15 protein-coding genes are annotated in these 15,624 nt (G+C 35.7%); 5 read left to right on the top strand and 10 right to left on the bottom strand.

Annotation, left to right across the window (positions count from 1 at the left end; all coding sequences use genetic code 11):
- Nucleotides 1-177: 177 nt before the first annotated feature.
- The 3 genes from BUA71_RS06185 to BUA71_RS06175 form a co-directional block, all read right to left on the bottom strand.
- Entirely contained in the window at nucleotides 178-390 is a 213-nt protein-coding gene (locus tag BUA71_RS06185; protein ID WP_072877811.1) for a hypervirulence associated TUDOR domain-containing protein, read from the bottom strand.
- 151 nt (nucleotides 391-541) lie between these two features.
- Nucleotides 542-1,165 carry a potassium channel family protein gene (locus BUA71_RS06180; protein ID WP_072877809.1) on the bottom strand — a complete coding sequence of 208 codons (624 nt, stop codon included), beginning with the start codon at nucleotides 1,163-1,165 and terminating at the stop codon, nucleotides 542-544.
- A gap of 3 nt (nucleotides 1,166-1,168) precedes the next feature.
- Entirely contained in the window at nucleotides 1,169-3,490 is a 2,322-nt protein-coding gene (locus BUA71_RS06175; RefSeq protein WP_072877807.1) for an ATP-dependent helicase, read from the bottom strand.
- Nucleotides 3,491-4,014: 524 nt separating this feature from the next.
- Between BUA71_RS06175 and BUA71_RS06170 the strand changes: the two genes are divergently transcribed.
- Both BUA71_RS06170 and BUA71_RS06165 read left to right on the top strand, forming a co-directional pair.
- Nucleotides 4,015-5,637: an FMN-binding glutamate synthase family protein gene (locus tag BUA71_RS06170; protein WP_072877805.1), complete on the top strand. Its 1,623-nt coding sequence runs from the start codon at nucleotides 4,015-4,017 to the stop codon at nucleotides 5,635-5,637.
- Nucleotides 5,634-6,155, top strand: a complete 522-nt coding sequence (locus tag BUA71_RS06165) for a DUF7935 family protein (protein ID WP_072877803.1) — start codon at nucleotides 5,634-5,636, stop codon at nucleotides 6,153-6,155. Before BUA71_RS06170 ends, BUA71_RS06165 begins: the two co-directional genes overlap by 4 nt.
- Nucleotides 6,156-6,429: 274 nt before the next feature.
- Here BUA71_RS06165 and BUA71_RS06160 read toward each other — a convergent pair whose 3' ends face one another.
- The 3 genes from BUA71_RS06160 to ruvX all read right to left on the bottom strand — a co-directional run bounded on the left by BUA71_RS06160 (nucleotide 6,430) and on the right by ruvX (nucleotide 8,274).
- Nucleotides 6,430-6,864, bottom strand: a complete 435-nt coding sequence (locus BUA71_RS06160; RefSeq protein ID WP_072877801.1) for a DUF5606 family protein — start codon at nucleotides 6,862-6,864, stop codon at nucleotides 6,430-6,432.
- A 165-nt stretch (nucleotides 6,865-7,029) separates the two neighbouring features.
- Nucleotides 7,030-7,620 (bottom strand): peptide deformylase, encoded by a 591-nt coding sequence (gene def / locus BUA71_RS06155; RefSeq protein ID WP_072877799.1) that lies wholly within the window; start codon nucleotides 7,618-7,620, stop codon nucleotides 7,030-7,032.
- A gap of 246 nt (nucleotides 7,621-7,866) precedes the next feature.
- A complete protein-coding gene (gene ruvX / locus BUA71_RS06150; RefSeq protein ID WP_072877797.1) occupies nucleotides 7,867-8,274 on the bottom strand; it encodes a Holliday junction resolvase RuvX in 408 nt (135 codons plus the stop codon).
- A 269-nt stretch (nucleotides 8,275-8,543) separates the two neighbouring features.
- Between ruvX and BUA71_RS06145 the strand changes: the two genes are divergently transcribed.
- Nucleotides 8,544-9,359, top strand: a complete 816-nt coding sequence (locus BUA71_RS06145; protein ID WP_072877795.1) for a 2,3,4,5-tetrahydropyridine-2,6-dicarboxylate N-succinyltransferase — start codon at nucleotides 8,544-8,546, stop codon at nucleotides 9,357-9,359.
- A 472-nt stretch (nucleotides 9,360-9,831) separates the two neighbouring features.
- A complete protein-coding gene (locus BUA71_RS06135; RefSeq protein WP_072877792.1) occupies nucleotides 9,832-10,884 on the top strand; it encodes a glycosyltransferase family 9 protein in 1,053 nt (350 codons plus the stop codon).
- Here BUA71_RS06135 and BUA71_RS06130 read toward each other — a convergent pair.
- Complete coding sequence (locus BUA71_RS06130; RefSeq protein WP_072877790.1) at nucleotides 10,862-11,689, bottom strand: glycosyltransferase family 2 protein; 828 nt, start codon at nucleotides 11,687-11,689, stop codon at nucleotides 10,862-10,864. The genes BUA71_RS06135 and BUA71_RS06130 overlap by 23 nt on opposite strands.
- A gap of 58 nt (nucleotides 11,690-11,747) precedes the next feature.
- On the opposite strand from BUA71_RS06130, the gene BUA71_RS06125 reads away from it, so the two are divergent.
- Nucleotides 11,748-12,761, top strand: a complete 1,014-nt coding sequence (locus BUA71_RS06125) for a glycosyltransferase family 2 protein (protein WP_072877788.1) — start codon at nucleotides 11,748-11,750, stop codon at nucleotides 12,759-12,761.
- 13 nt (nucleotides 12,762-12,774) lie between these two features.
- Here BUA71_RS06125 and BUA71_RS06120 read toward each other — a convergent pair whose 3' ends face one another.
- From BUA71_RS06120 to BUA71_RS06110, 3 genes are all read right to left on the bottom strand, one after another.
- On the bottom strand, nucleotides 12,775-13,521 hold the full coding sequence (locus BUA71_RS06120) for a lipopolysaccharide kinase InaA family protein (protein WP_072877786.1): 747 nt from the start codon (nucleotides 13,519-13,521) through the stop codon (nucleotides 12,775-12,777).
- A 70-nt stretch (nucleotides 13,522-13,591) separates the two neighbouring features.
- The gene (locus tag BUA71_RS06115; protein WP_072877784.1) at nucleotides 13,592-14,563 is read right to left on the bottom strand and encodes a glycosyl transferase family 90; all 972 of its coding nucleotides are present in this window, start codon (nucleotides 14,561-14,563) and stop codon (nucleotides 13,592-13,594) included.
- Between the two features lie 26 nt (nucleotides 14,564-14,589).
- Nucleotides 14,590-15,324: a lipopolysaccharide kinase InaA family protein gene (locus BUA71_RS06110; protein ID WP_072877782.1), complete on the bottom strand. Its 735-nt coding sequence runs from the start codon at nucleotides 15,322-15,324 to the stop codon at nucleotides 14,590-14,592.
- Between the last annotated feature and the right edge of the window lie 300 nt (nucleotides 15,325-15,624).

The raw sequence follows: 15,624 nt of genomic DNA, 5'->3' as shown, positions 1-15,624 counted from the left end.
TAAACTTTCTGAAATTGTAAAATACAAATTTAACCCGGAATATTCACTAAAATGACCTCCCTGCTTTATTGCGACTAAGTTTCACCTAAATTTTCGATCCTCGAAAAAAGGGTAGAACTAAGTCCGGGTTAACACACCTCGGGAACCCCTTCAAATCATTGAAGTGAATTATGCAAATTAATCTGCTTTTCTCACTTCGCTCTCCAGTTTTAAAACTTTACTCCCGTCTTCCTGCTCAATAAACAATGCTTTGTTGCCCTGTTCCCCTTTGCGGGTGATTTGGCTCCCATCAATTGTTTTAGTAACTTCTTTAGTGTAGGTTGAACTTACTTTTCCGGTTGCTGTACCATTTCCCCATTTCCAGCTTACTTTGCTCCCTTCTTTTATCATCTTTTTGTTTCTGAAGATAAAAATAAAGATGCTTTTACCCTGTAGAAATAACAGAAGTTTAACGAGTGATACAGCCAGGTTTTACCTGAAATGAATGCGAAAAAGTTGCTGGAATTAATTTAAATAATAAGCATTTTTTTCAGCTAAAAATTTAAAAGCCTTTATCTTTAAAAGAAACCGCCAATCTATTCACATAAGAAATAACAGCGCCAAAAGAGGCAATTCCGCAAAAAATAAGCAGGGAAGCCAGCAACTTACCGCTACCCGTCACAGGGTAATAATCGCCATAACCCACAGTAGTTATCGTCACAAAACTCCACCATAGTGCGTCTTCGGCAGTTTTTATATTCCCAACATCCTGCTCTAAATATAAAACTGCCGTTGTAGTGAATACTAAAGTTATAAAAGCCGTAAAAACAATAAATCCATAAAGTGAGGTAGCCTTATTCCTCTTTATAAAAGCGATAAGCAAGCGGGTAGATTTAATAATTCTAAGCACTCTAAAAACCCTAAAGATCCTAATAAATCTAAACTCATATATCACCGGGATAGAAGACAGCAAGTCTAGCCAACCTATGGTATAGAAATATTTCCACTTATTCTCTGCTTTTGAGAGCTGGGTAAAAAAATCTAATATAAACACAAAACACAGGATAAAATCAAAATAACTTAGCAATTGATAGATCTCGGAATCATGTGGAATAAAAAAAGTAAGCGTTAACAAAAAAATGCTAAACAGGGAAAGTAAACTTATTATGATGTTCGAGACACTCATACCCTAACTTAGCATTTTTAATTTAGCAAAACGCAATAGTAAGTTTTTAATCCCGCCGTTTTCGAAATCTATTTCGGCTTTTTTATTTTGACCAACACCTTCTATGGCGAGCACTTTACCTTTACCAAAGCGCAAGTGTTCTACCTCATTCCCCACCTCCAGCTTAATAGTATTTTTAGCCTTTTCTGGTTCCTGGCCGGCCGGTTTTAATTTTCTCAGTTTTCTAAGCTGTGCTTCACTGGGTTTATGAGCCGGCGGCGGAGTGCCTTTCTTAGGTTTTGTTTGGCGTAGTTTGCTTTTATCTACCTCATCACCAAAAATATCGGTGTCGATAAGCGGTTTGTATTTATAATCATCTTGCGGAACCATATAATCCATAAACTGCTCGTCTATTTCTTCAATAAATCTACTGGGTTCGGCATCTATAAGTTTTCCCCACCGATATCTGGATTGGGTATAAGTTAAATAAGCCTGTTTTTCGGCCCGTGTTAGGGCCACGTAAAATAAGCGTCTTTCTTCTTCCAGTTCACTACGGGTGTTCATACTCATGGCAGAAGGAAAAAGATCTTCTTCCAGCCCCACAATATAAACATAAGGGAATTCCAGGCCTTTTGCGAGGTGAATGGTCATTAAGGCCACTTTGTCTTCATCGCCGGTATCCTTATCCATATCTGTAGCCAGGGCAACGTCTTCTAAAAATTCAGCGAGGGACCCGTTGGCATCGGCAAGTTCTTTTTGGCCTTCAACAAAATCTTTAATTCCGTTGAGTAATTCTTCGATATTTTCTATTCTGGCAATCCCTTCCGGAGTGCCGTCTTTTTTCAATTCCTGAAGTAATCCTGTCTTCTTAGCTACAGTATCGGCCACTGTATAAGCATCGGCATTTTCAGATAAAATCGTGAAACTTTTTATCATATTCACGAAATTATCCAGCTTGGTTCGTGTACTTTTATTAATACGTATATCTACGTGATCAATATTTTCAATCACCTCAAAAATAGACTTCCCATATTGATTAGCAGCTACACTTAGCTTATCCATAGTGGTTTGACCTATCCCTCGGGCAGGATAATTTATTACTCGTTTTAAAGCTTCTTCATCTTTAGGATTAATTAATAATCTCAAATAAGAAAGTACATCTTTAATCTCCTTTCGCTGGTAAAATGAAAGTCCGCCGTAGATTCGATACGGAATTTCTTTTTTCCGCAGCGCATCCTCCATCGCCCTACTTTGGGCATTTGTTCGGTATAAAATCGCAAAATCACCATTGCTTAATTGATTTTGCATCTTATTTTCAAAAATAGAACCGGCAACAAACCTACCTTCTTCCCCATCGGTAAGTAGGCGATTAACCACCGTTTTGGGGCCATCATCATTATTTGTCCAAACCACTTTCTCCAATTTGGTTTGGTTTTTATCGATAATGGAGTTGGCCGCATTTACTATATTCTTACTAGAGCGATAATTTTGCTCCAGGCGATACATTTGTACATCGTCATAATCTTTTTGGAAATTAAGGATATTATTAATGTTTGCACCGCGGAAGGCGTAAATACTCTGGGCATCGTCCCCTACCACACATATATTCTGAAATTTATCTGAAAGTGCCCTCACAATTAAATATTGCGAGTGATTTGTATCCTGATACTCATCTACTAAAATATACCTAAACCTATTTTGGTATTTCTGAAGCACTTCTGGAAACCTATTTAAAAGCTCGTTGGTTTTAAGCAATAAATCGTCAAAATCCATCGCACCGGCTTTAAAACAACGCTCCACATATTCCTGATAAATTTCTCCCATTCGCGGTTTTTTAGACATCGCGTCGGCTTCCTTTAATTCAGGATTTTGAAAATAGGCTTTAACCGTAATTAGACTGTTTTTGAAAGAAGATATACGACTATAAACCTGCTTGTACTTATACACATCCTTATCCAGGCGCATATCTTTAATAATCGCCCTGATTACACTTTGTGAATCCTGCGTATCATAAATGGTGAAATTTGAAGGATAACCTAGTTTATCGGCTTCAAAACGTAATATTTTAGCAAAAATAGAGTGAAAAGTCCCCATCCAGAGGTTTTTTGCTTCGCTACTACCTACAATTTTTGAAATACGGCTTTTCATCTCCCTTGCGGCCTTATTGGTAAAAGTGAGCGATAATATATTAAAAGGATCTACACCCTGGCTCATTAGGTAGGCAATGCGATAGGTAAGCACCCTGGTTTTACCAGATCCTGCTCCGGCAATTACAATCATGGCGCCATCTTTTTGTAGAACAGGCGCGCGCTGTGCGTCATTTAATTCGGCTAAATAAGCTTCCAATCTCTTCAGGTTTTTAAGTGCGTGAAATTAACCAAAATGAAACAAATTATAAACTTCAAAGACCTTTTTTATAAACAAACCTACTCAGGTTGCTTTCGTTTGGAGAGTTTCAGGAATTTAATAGTTTCCACAATAAGCTACGTCTTGTTTTCAGAAATAATACGCGAAACAATTTAACAATTTGAGTGTCCAAAAATTTTTACCATAATTTTACAAGAATATAAAGAACTAAGGCTAAACTTTTTAAGTATATTTAAAATTACCGAAAGACAAGCCTAAAATTATAAAACATAATTTCTGTTTTAATAACGACAAAGAATTATTATATTCTCGATCCAGTTTCGTGTTTAGACTAAAACTAGAAAGGTTAAAAGTTTTATTTGTATCCGTATGCTCATAAAGCGACCGGAATAACCTTCGTTTAATTGCGAACTTAAGCTGGGCTTGTGTATGAAAAAAAGAAAAAATAATTTTGAGGTCAATCTCAAGAATTTAAACCTCAATGATCGAGTAAAAAAACTACTATGGAAAATATTTGGAACTTTTTAGGTGCTATCCCCTGGTGGGGCTGGATCCTTATCGCCTTAGCCTTAATCGCTATTAAAGACATATTCTTTAATCGCGAGCACACTATAAAACACAACTTCCCCATTATAGGTCATTTTAGATATTTATTAGAAGGAATTGGTCCCGAATTACGGCAGTATATCGTAGCCAATAATCGTGAAGAATTACCTTTTAACCGTAGTGAACGAGGGTGGATATATGCATCGGCCAAAAATGGAAACAATTACGAAGGTTTTGGTACCGATCAGGATATTTTTTCAACCCATTATATCTTCATCAATAATGCCATGCTGCCCTATAAATTGAAAGAAGACCATCCTAACCAATCAGATTCGGGCTTTATCGCCTGTGCAAAAACTATGGGAGCTTTTAATAAAAGAAAAAGACCTTTTAGACCGGCCTCTATTATTAATGTATCGGCCATGAGCTTTGGTTCTCTTTCTGCAAAAGCCATAGAATCTCTAAACGAGGGTTGCAAGGAAGCAGGCGCTTATCACAACACTGGAGAAGGCGGACTTTCACCCTATCATAGAAAAGGTGCAGATGTTGTCTTTCATTTTGGCACCGGTTATTTTGGAGTTAGGGACGATGAAGGTAATTTCTCTATGGAAAAAATAATAGAACTGGTAGAACAAAATCCTGAGGTTAGAGCCATTGAAATAAAACTTTCCCAGGGAGCTAAGCCAGGAAAAGGCGGGGTGCTACCGGCTTCAAAGATCACTAAAGAAATCTCGGAAATTAGACATGTACCTATTGGCAAAGATGTGTTGTCCCCGCCAAGTCATTCGGCATTTAATAATATGGAAGAACTCGTAGATTTTATTGAAGATATTGCTGAAGCTACCGGGCTTCCGGTAGGGATCAAATCGGCAGTTGGGAAATTAGACCAATGGAAAGAGCTCGCCTCGATTATGTCTAAGACCGAAAGAGGGCCAGATTTTATAACTATAGATGGTGGTGAAGGCGGTACTGGCGCGGCACCTCCCAGTTTTGCAGACCATGTTTCCCAACCCTGGATCTACGCTTTTACCGATGTATATGATATCTTTTTGCGGGAAGGCATTACCAATAGAATTGTTTTTGTTGCCAGTGGAAAACTTGGTTTTCCGGCAAATGCCGCAATGGCCTTTGCCCTTGGTGCAGATTGTATAAATGTTGCCCGTGAGGCCATGATGAGTATTGGGTGCATACAAGCGCAATCCTGTCACAATAACACCTGTCCTACCGGCGTTGCTACTCAAAACAAATGGTTACAGGCCGGTATTAATATAAAGGATAAATCCCGCCGGGTTAATTTTTATTTTACAAAATTTAGGAAAGAATTATTGGAAATGACTCATGCCTGTGGGTATGAGCATCCCTGCCAATTCACTATGGATGATGTAGAAATAAATCTTAGTGACAAAAACCTTGCAAAAAGCCTGGCCGGCACTTTTGGATACCATAAAGAAAAAGTACCTTTCGAAGGTGTGCAACAACAATTAGATGATCCCAATTTGGGAGCAGCCTATAAAAGAACAAAAGTCACCACTAAAGAGGCGGAAACCGAAGAAACCACGCCGCATAATAAAGAAGAATGAATCAAATAGAGCTTTCACAAATTTTATTGGCTGTTCTGCCGGCACTAATAGTTGGCGGAGTTGCTTTTTATTTTTTTAGATCATTTCATAAAAACGAAGAAGCGCGAAGACGATTTTTATTACATAAGGAAAACCAAAATACCGCACTTCCATTGAAGCTGCAGGCCTATGAGCGTTTAACCCTTTTTTTGGAGCGTATTTCCCCGGGAAAACTATTATTTAGGATTAAGCCAAATTCTGAAGATAAGGAAGCTTATGAACGCGCTTTAATTTATGCTATTGAACAGGAGTTTGAGCATAATTTAGCGCAACAAATATATCTCTCTCCTGAATCGTGGAATTATATAAAAACATCTAAAAATGCAACTATAGCACTCATTAGAAAAACCAACCAGCAAGAAGAGATTGATACTGCCGATAAATTAAGGGAAGTAATTTTAAAAAAATTGGTAGAGAAAGAATCTCCTACTGATGTCGCTATTGCTTATCTAAAAACCGAAGTAAAGCAGTTTATTTAACCCCTTGGCTATATCTTAGTTTGTCATACAGAATCTTTCATCATAAGCCTTACGGAATAAAAAAACAAAATAGATTCCTCTTACGTCGAAATGAACAGCTCATTCCAGCAGTAATAACTTGATTAAACTACAACTCTTATCTTCAATTAAAAATTAATTTTACCTAACGGGTAGTTTATTTTAGATAATCCTATTTTACCGATAAAAAAAGCCACGAACACTATTAGTATTCGTGGCTTTTTTTATTTCTTTCTAATGCAGCGGTCTAAATAAGCTATTCTTCCTCGCCCGTTTTATCTTCAGTATCTTTTTCTTCGTCATTGATTGCGAAGTCTGTGATTCCGTTTTTTATCAATAAGTTATACCATTGAAATATTTTCTTCAAATCACTGGCATAAACCCGGTCTTCGTCATAATCTGGAAGAATTTCAGCAAAATATTTTTCCAATTCTGCTTTAGAAGATTTATGATTTATGGCTTCGCCGCCATCTTCTTTTTCTTTAATTTTTTCGAATATTTCGGCAAGTGGCACTTCTTCGGTATAAGTATAGATCGCAATTTCGCTCAATAAACTTACGTTATGACGAATATTTACTGCCATTTTCTTCCCATCTGGAATGGATTTTACAATAAATCCCCCGCGACTTTGCGCCGCTAATTCATAAAGTCCGGGTTTTCCCGAAATTGCCAATATTTTATCTAATCCCATAATTTTTCTTTAAATCCTTAGTAAGGTTTTCCTGTTTAAAAAAAACCTAATCTTCCTTTAGGCTTCTTTGCAAGTTTTATATGTTTTCTGAATGTTTTTGCGTTCTGGCCGCGCTATTTTATTTGGCTGACAAATATCAACTGTGAGAATTAAATATCAAAGTGATTAACGTCCTTTTTTCATATCAGGAAAACGCATTTTATATTCAATATTAATTTTTCCTTTAGAAATCCCGGCAAGTTTTCCTTTAAGCAAACGCTTTTTTAAACTGGAAAGTTTATCGGTAAATAAGACCCCTTCAATATGGTCATATTCATGTTGAATCACCCTGGCAGATAAACCTGCATAAGTCTCTCTGTGATGCTCAAAATTCTCATCTTGATATTCTATAGTAATGCTGGGTTTTCTAAATACATCTTCCCTAATTTCAGGAATACTTAAACAACCTTCATTAAAAGCCCATTCATCACCTTCTTCTTCAACAATTGTAGGATTGATAAAAACCTTCTTTAATTTTTTAAGCTCTTCCCTTTCCTGTAATTCTAATTCTTCATCTTCAGCAAACGGACTCGAGTCAACAAGAAACATACGAATAGGGCGCCCTACTTGCGGAGCGGCGAGACCAACTCCAAAAGCATTGTACATGGTTTCCCACATGTTTTCTATTAATTCATCTAATTTTGGATAATCCTCTGGAATCTCTTTACATTTTTTTCGTAAAACTGGATCCCCGTAAGCTACAATGGGTAATATCATATTTAATTGACTATTTGAATTGTATGTTGTATTTTAAATATTGTATAATGTACTTTTAAAAAATAAGTTTCAACATTGATACTTCGAATATTTAAAAATTCAATAAAATAAACTTTCTGGTTTCGTTCAATGAATGTAAAATTATAGTCACAACCATTTAATTTTCAATAAACATTTTACAGTATACCATCTTCATTATACACTATACATTATTCACTATTCATTCTACACTATAGATTCAAAACCTTACTTATATAAATAAGATTGCAAAATAAGGGTAGCGCTAATTTCATCTACGAGCGCTTTGTTTTTGCGTTTCTTCTTTTTGAGTCCACTGTCTATCATAGACTGAAAAGCCATTTTGGAGGTGAATCTTTCATCTTCTCTTTTCACCGGCATTTCAGGAAATTTTTTAGCGAAAGCTTTTAAAAACTCCTTAATATACACTTCGCTTTCGGAAGCCGATTCGTCTTTTTGCTTCGGCTCTCCCACTACCACGAGTTCTACATTTTCATCATGGAAATACTTTTTCAAGAAATCCATTAATTCAGCAGTTTTCACGGTAGTAAGGCCCGAGGCAATCATTTGGAGTTCGTCTGTAATGGCAATTCCGGTGCGTTTAGTACCAAAATCTAATGCCATAATACGTGCCATGTTCAAAATTTTTGCAAAGGTAAGATTTATATTGCTTTATCACTAAAATTCAGGAAAAACCATAAAAGTAAATTTCCCCGGTTAGAATGCTATTTTCTTAAAAACTGAGAAGAAAATTATAATTTCAGCTTCAAAAAGCAAAAAGAAAAATGAATATCTCAAAATGCGTTTAACTTTTTTAAAACCGCTAATTTCAACACTCAAAAAGAAGCGGCATTTACAGATGCCATGTAGTGCTAAGCTATTATATTTGCTAAAAACAGATAGTAATGGACCATTTAGAAGCTAAGATCAATGAAGCCTGGGAAAACCGGGATTTATTAAAAGAAACAGAAACCATCAAAGCCATTAGAGAGGTTGTTTCTCTTCTGGACGAGGGAAAACTAAGGACGGCAGAGCCTACCGAAAACGGCTGGCAGGTAAACGAATGGGTTAAAAAAGGGGTGGTACTTTATTTCCCCATTCAGCAAATGGAAACCCTGGAAGCCGGTATTTTTGAGTACCACGATAAAATACCGTTGAAAAAAGGTTATAAGGAAAAAGGAATTCGCGTGGTTCCCAGTGCTGTTGCAAGACATGGCGCCTATATATCCAGCGGGGTAATCATGATGCCTAGTTACGTAAACATTGGGGCCTATGTAGAAGAAGGTACAATGGTAGATACCTGGGCTACCGTTGGTAGCTGCGCGCAAATAGGTAAAAATGTGCACCTAAGCGGAGGTGTTGGTATTGGTGGCGTTCTAGAACCATTACAGGCTTCTCCCGTGATTATTGAAGATAATGCATTTTTGGGTTCCAGGAGTATTGTAGTTGAAGGCGTAAAAGTTGAAAAAGAAGCAGTTTTAGGCGCTAACGTAGTACTTACTGCCTCTACAAAAATTATAGATGTAACCGGAGATGAACCCAAAGAAATGAAAGGCATTGTACCTTCCAGATCTGTAGTGATTCCAGGAAGTTACACTAAGAAATTTCCAGCCGGCGAATATAATGTACCCTGTGCATTAATTATTGGTAAACGTAAAGAAAGTACTAATAAAAAGACCTCGCTAAACGATGCTTTAAGGGAATATGATGTAGCGGTATAACGCTGTAGTATCTCGATTCATATTGGGGAAAGATATCGAAGGGAGAACATAAATTCTCCCTTCATTTTTTCTTTTTCTAATGTCCTAACATAGATTAAGTTAAAAGGATAAAGACTAATTCGGCTATTTTTCAAAATCCGCTTTCCATTTTCAAGAGAACTGCAGAAAAGTCTATTTAAATAATAATTATGTAAATTTGAGAAAGCTGTTCAAAAGCTTATATTAAAAAATAGTATAAGAATTATTGTGTGAAAATTACAATAAAGTTTATAAAACTTGAAGCCTCTGGAAAAACTGAAAATAGGAGTTTAACAAAATATAGACTCAAAACATTTTCTGGCAGATTTCTGGCCAAGATGTCTAACAAACCACAAAATTATGTTTCAAAAATTCGCTGTGAGAAGAACGATTCCTGTTCCTTCCAATACCAAATTCATAATCCCCTCTTATTAAGAGCCACCATGAGAAGCCTATGAAAATACTCATAATACAGCAAAAAATGATTGGGGATGTACTACTGGCTTCAATAATTCCCAAAAACCTTAAGAAGCTGTATCCAAGTTCAGTTGTATTTTTTCTCTGTAATAAACATGCGGCACCTGTGCTTAAAAACAACCCTCATGTGGACAAGTTGATTGCTATAGAAGAAAAAAAATTACAGCATCCCGGTAGTCTTTTAAAAATTGCCTATTCTATAAAAGTTCAAAAGTTCGATCTAATTATTGATCCCTATGCAAAACTTGGGAGCCAGTTTTTAAGTTTATGCAGTGGTGCAAAACAACGAATAAGCTATAAAAAAAATACGCTTCCCGGTGCCTACACCCATCAGGTTTTATTTTCTAAGAAAGATCTTTCAGTTTATGGAAAAGCTTTGGATGAGCGGTTAAATCTACTTAAAGTTTTAGCGCCTAATTTTAATTTTGAAGTAAAACCCGAATTATACCTTACTTCCGAAGAAATTAAAGCGGGTAAAGAATCTTTAAATTCTGTGAATCCAAATAGGAAAACAATCATGTTTGGAATTCTGGGAAGTACACTAAATAAATCCATGCCAGTTTCTTATACGATAGCTGTCATTAATTTTTTAACCAAAAATTACAATGTAAATATTATTTTTAACTATTTGCCCTCCCAACGTCAATTAGTGCAGGAGATCCTAAAAAGTGTAATTCCTTCAAATAAAATTTACCCGCACATATTTGAAGAAGATTTGCGTAATTTTATAAAATTAGCTTATCACTGTGACGCAATAATCGCTAATGAAGGTGGAAGTGTACATATCGCTAAAGCCTTTAATAAACCCACTTTTACTATTTTTTCTCCTTTTATCCCCAAGTCTTCCTGGGGTACTTTTGAGAATGAACCGCAAAATAAATCAATTCATCTAAAAGACATTAAACCAGAGCTTTTTATAGAGAAAAGCAAAAAACAACTTTATTTAGAGCGTAAAAGCCTGTACCAGGAGTTAAAACCAGCTTATATTATCAAAGAGCTGCAAGCCTTTATGCAGGCGAATTCTTTTTGATCCCAAACTTGGTGCTGGTCAATTTTTCTTCTTTAGTTTTCTTTCTAATTGCTTTGTTTTTATTAATGGACTCTTCATTTTTATAACCTCTTTTATGATCCAGGTGCAAACAGATGGCAGTGTAGCGTATCTGTTTTCCTTTTATTCCCAAATTCATTAAACGTTCTCCCAACTCCCGGTCCTGTCCGCCATATTGCATACGCTCATCGAAACCATTTACTTTTTCAATATCATTTTTCCATCCGGAAGCATTATGTCCATTCCAGGTGGCCGATGTTGGAGTAAGGAAATTCAACAAATTGGTCTTTGCACCCTTTGCACTAATTTTATTGTTTTTAAAAGACGATTTTAAACCTCGTTCTTTAAGCCATTTAAGGTTAAAACATTTACCAGTTAAGATATCTTCTTTAGAAATCTCTTTAGAAAGCTTCATAGGCAATTTATAATATCCGCCGCTTAAAAAATAGCCGAATTCCCGATATTTAACGTGCATTTCTACGAAGTCTTCCCGGGCTATACAATCGCCATCGCTCATAATAATATAGTCGCTTTTACAAGCCATTACTGCTTTATTTAAAATTTCCGATTTCTGAAATCCGCGATCTGGATGCCAAATATGCTGAATAGGAATTTCGGTAAGTTTTTTAAAATCTTCTATGAGCTTTTTGGTCGGTTCTTTAGAGCCATCGTCTGCAATTACAATCTCGAAGTTCCTGTAAGACTGTATGGTATAACTCCAAAGCACTTTCTCCAACCACTCTGTAGCGTTATAAGTGCTCAAAACAACAGAAGTATCAATAGCCATGTATCAATTGGTTTTAAGCCAAAAATACTTAATTTTAACGACTTGAAATTCTTTATACATGAGAATGGCTGCTCCCATTACAGTTTTAATCCCAACCTATAATGAAGAAACCCTGGTAGCCCAGGCGATTCATTGTTCTAAATTTGCCGATGAAATCCTGGTTATAGATTCCTATAGCACTGATGCTACTGTGTCTATTGCTCAAAAACACGGCTGTAATATCCTACAGCGAAAATTCGACAATTTCTCCAACCAAAAGAATTATGCCATAGAAAAAGCAAAACACGATTGGATTTTAGTGCTCGATGCCGATGAGTTTATTACGTACACCTTAAAAAATGAAATATTGGCAGCTGTTAAGAACCCGGGGCACCAGGCTTATAAAATGTTGTTTAAGAATTATTTTATCAACCGGTTTATTCATTATGGCAGCAACGGCAATAAATTAAAACTAAGACTTTTTAACAGGAAACATTGCGAATATAGAGGCCTGGTTCATGAAGAGCTTGTTTGTGATGGCAGTATTGGAGTGATTAAAGGCAAGATGCTACATTATACCTACAGAAATCTGTGGCATTTTTTTCAGAAGAAGAATCAATATTCCCGCTTGCAATCGAAGCAATTATTTAAGCGAAATAAAAAAGTAAGTTTATTTACTTTAATGTTTAAACCATTTTATAGGTTTTTGAACGAGTATTTATTCAGGCTTGGTTTCCTGGATGGTGTGGCGGGCCTTACCTCTACCGTAATGAATGGCTACGGCGTACTAAGCCGCTATGTGCGATTGCTTATTTTAAAACAAAAAATTAAGGACAAGAATCTCGCAGATTATGATGTTTATACTGAAAAATTAATGAACGAAGCGAAGGCTGAAGCCTATAAGAACGACATTGAAAAACCCGTTAGTCTAACCGCGCTTTTAAGTAAACCTTTCCTCACTTTTTTGAAATCATATTTTTTGAAAGGGAATTTTAGTAAGGGAAAATCTGGCTACATTCGTAGTTATCTCGATAGTTTCAAGAGGTACAATGAACTTTTATATCGTTGGCTGCGCCGTAGAAACCTAGATTAAACAAAATATAATATTAAAGTCCTAAACGCTTTTTCATTTCTTTTTTTCTAGCCGCCTTTTCCTGAAATTCACAAATATATCCCCATAATTTTTCAAAAACCTCTGTCTCTGTCTGCGGAATCAATTTCGAATATTCATTGGCAATAATTGCAGCCATTTCTTTTAAAGGCGTGATTCGATGAAAATTTTTCATACGCGCCTCAAAATCCATCTCCTTAAATTCCATACGGTTAAGATCTACCAAATAGATTTCATAAGCTTCTTTAGTTTTAACAATAAGGGAATTCCCGGGAGAATGGTCTAAAAAATTTACGTGATTCTCATGCATGTTAAAGCTAAACCTGGTAAAAGCCCTTAAAATGTTTTCCCCATCTGGATAATTGGGATCGTGAATAAGTTCTCTTATGGTTAAGTCGTAATCCAGTTTTTCGCAGATATAATAACTCCTCCCAAAAAGAATACCTTTTTGCTCGGCGTAGGCCATAGGAGTTGGGGTTCCCAGGTCATGCTTTTGTAAATAATTGGCATTTTCAAAGGAGCGTCTCGCTTTAGATTTTCTTATATATTTATAAGCAATTTTATTGATGAAATTAGGCACCTTAAAAGACTTTATAAGCAGTTTATCCCCATCGAGGTTAAAGGTTTTTAACTCGTTGCGCCGGGAATTTCCAAACTCTTTTCCCGAATCCTGAAAGTCCAAAAGTAATTTTTCAAATTTACTTTCCTTCTGAAGATATGCGGGATTTAGCCTCAATTTCATATGTTAGATATTTGCTGCAAATTTAAAATTATAAATTCAGAAACTATAGCAACAAATGATGTAAACTGTATTAGAGCTGATTTGTCTTCTTCAAATACTTTTTCATCACCGCCAGGCCAATAAGTTGTTCTCTTTTTTTATCTAAAAACTGGGATACGTATTCATTGGCATTGTCTATAATCTTTTGCGCTTCGTCATCGTTTTTTATATAATAATTAAGTCTTTCTTCAAGATCGGAAAAATCATCTTTTATTAAAATATAATGCACATTGGGAACTAATTTTCCTTCCATAAACCAGGTCTCGTAAGTTGGCTTTGGCATTACCGCGATAGAGTTTGAAGACATAATCCACTTTAAATTACTGGCCACATCTATTCCTTCTAAAGCCAAAATGAATTTAAAGTTTAAATGATTGTACAGGGAACATTTTTCAACCTTCCAATGCTCCGGTAAAATATTTTTCTTAGAAATATTACCCAGATCACACATAGGGTGATCAAAATACTTACTCATGAATTGCGTTCTATTGGGCCGGTGATCTGCTTTTCCTCTAAAAATAATTTTATTCTTTTTTTCTTTAAAAGAAAGCTTATCATTAAGAAACACAAAATGGCGCACTTGCACCAATTTTAGAAGTATAGAGTTTTGGTTGTCACCCGCAATTGGCCGGCTTTTCACAATAGATGGTATTTTGGGAATATGGGTGACATCACCCGGCACATAATTCCATTTAAAATGAAAATTAAACCAGCAGGTAATTTGATAGGCATCCAGAAAATAAACCGATTTTACTTTCTTTGACCTTTTTAGATCTCCCAGGCGTTCCACATCTTCTGGCAGCTCTTGTGTCTCCTCTAATTTATTGTAATAATTTATTCGTTCTTTTATATAGGCCGCATCTGGCCGGGATTCAATACTTTTTAAAGCTTTTTTTAACCGTCTTCTATAAACTATTCCTGGAGTCGCGACCCGCGCATAAGCCAAAATATAATAGATTATTTTTGGGTTTTTGCCAGATTTAAATAGATAGTCTAAAGTCATTCCTAATTATTGGTTTGACAAAATATTTAAGTTTCTATACTTGTACTTTCATTTTTAGAAAGCGACTTCACGAAAAACCACATCTTTTCAAAAACCTCAGCTTCAGATTTTTCAATGAGTTCGGCATATTCTTCTGCCATAATTTTCACCTTCTCAATATCTGTGGTTAAACGAGCGAAGTTTTTCATTCTCTCAATAAAATTTAAGGAATGAAAATACATGCGATTTAGATCTACAAGATAAAATTGATAGTTCCCATTGTTTAATTCAATTAAAGTATTTTCGGGACTGTGGTCTAAAAATTCGATTTTTTGCTCGTGTAATGTGTAAGTAAAATGTGTAAAAGCTCGTAGAATATCCTCGTGACCGGCTTTTTTAAGATCCAAATCACCAAAACTAAGATCGTAATCTAATTGCTCACTAATATAAAAGCTCTTGGTAAGTGCACCTTTGCCAATTTCTTCGGCGTAAGCAATGGGTTTTGGAGTGCCAATTCCTTTTTCGATTAATCTTTTTGCAAACTCAAAAGACCGCTCGGCTTTAGATTTTCTAAATAGGGCGTACACGTAACGATTTAGCCAATTAGGTTGTTGAAAAGATTTTACATTTACCCTGCGACCTTCTTTCTCCACCACTTTAACATGGTTTCTACGCTTTGTTTTATCTTCAATAAAACTATGACCAACAGCATTAAAATTCAATAGAATTTCTTCAATGCTTTTTTTAGGCAATTTATGATATTTAGAAATGTATATATTCATAAATTCAGTGAATTTCTCCTATTGTTTTCACCCTCAACAGAAGTCTTTCTTTGCTACTTATAACAATATACAATTTAAAATGTCTTGCAGCATACGTTTCTCTCTTCAACGAAACTCAAACCTATGAGCGCATATTTAAAGTTTAAATTAATCTTAACTTCCCTATAAAGGGCTAAAATTATAAAAAATCTTTAAAATTCCTATTTATTAAACTAAATAGACAGGCACCAACCGCAATCCAAAGATATGAGATAGCTTTCTAAAAAATATTACTAATTCGAGCCAAGTCCCGGGAATTTA

The organism is Salegentibacter echinorum (assembly GCF_900129445.1).
Taxonomy (GTDB): domain Bacteria; phylum Bacteroidota; class Bacteroidia; order Flavobacteriales; family Flavobacteriaceae; genus Salegentibacter; species Salegentibacter echinorum.
This window is presented reverse-complemented; position numbering and strand designations above follow the sequence as displayed.